We start from the raw sequence: 814 nt of genomic DNA, 5'->3' as shown, positions 1-814 counted from the left end.
TCACTCCATCTCTTCGCAAAGAGGTGTGAATCACAACATGCTGGTATTGCTCAACAACTTTCGGTTCGGGCACTTAGACAAAGCTGTCGGTTCCACACTTGGGGCTGAACGGCCGCTTCCAGCGAAAGCCGCCGTTTATGATCTTGGCCGTGCAACGGCATTTAACGTCCAATTGGTCCACTGGCTATGTCCACGCCGAGCGATCCCCGTGCGTGTAATGAGCCATCCTGTCTCGTTGCACAGCAGGATGGACACTCCCGATCGATATCCGTTCGGTGTTCGCCACCGGAGCGCTTTACCCCTCCACAGGCCTGTCAGGTCGAAAGCTCTCGTCGAACGATCTCCGCTCCAGCGCCCAAAGCAGCCAGCTTGCCGTTCGCTACACGGCGCGACAATGGTGCCATACCACAGTTGGTGGATGGATAGAGATTGTTGACATCCACAAACTGCAGTGCTTTGCGTAGTGTCTCGGCCACCTGCTCGGGCGTTTCGATGATGTCGCTTGCCACGTCGATGGCGCCGACCATCACCTTCTTGCCCCGAATGAGCTCGATCAGGTCCATCGGCACGCGGGAATTATGGCATTCCAGCGAGATGATGTCGATGCTGGACTCTTTTAGCTTGGGAAAGGCATCCTCATATTGACGCCACTCGGATCCCAGAGTTTTCTTCCAATCCGTGTTGGCTTTGATGCCGTAGCCGTAGCAGATGTGAACGGCAGTCTCGCACTTGAGCCCCTCAGTGCCCGAACCGAAAGTTGTTGAGCAATACCAGCATGTTGTGATTCACACCTCTTTGCGAAGAGATGGAGTGA

At 55.0% G+C, this 814-nt stretch carries 1 pseudogene; it reads right to left on the bottom strand.

Going from position 1 to position 814, the window contains the following annotated elements:
* Window positions 1–314: 314 nt before the first annotated feature.
* Window positions 315–743 (bottom strand): annotated as a pseudogene (locus tag V2I08_RS20535) (methionine synthase); the annotation flags it as partial.
* Between the last annotated feature and the right edge of the window lie 71 nt (window positions 744–814).

Origin of the sequence: Sphingobium sp. MK2 (genome assembly GCF_040170545.1) — a bacterium.
GTDB lineage: Bacteria > Pseudomonadota > Alphaproteobacteria > Sphingomonadales > Sphingomonadaceae > Sphingobium.
The sequence above is the reverse complement of the archived record's forward strand: the minus strand, read 5'-3'. Positions and strand labels throughout refer to the sequence as shown.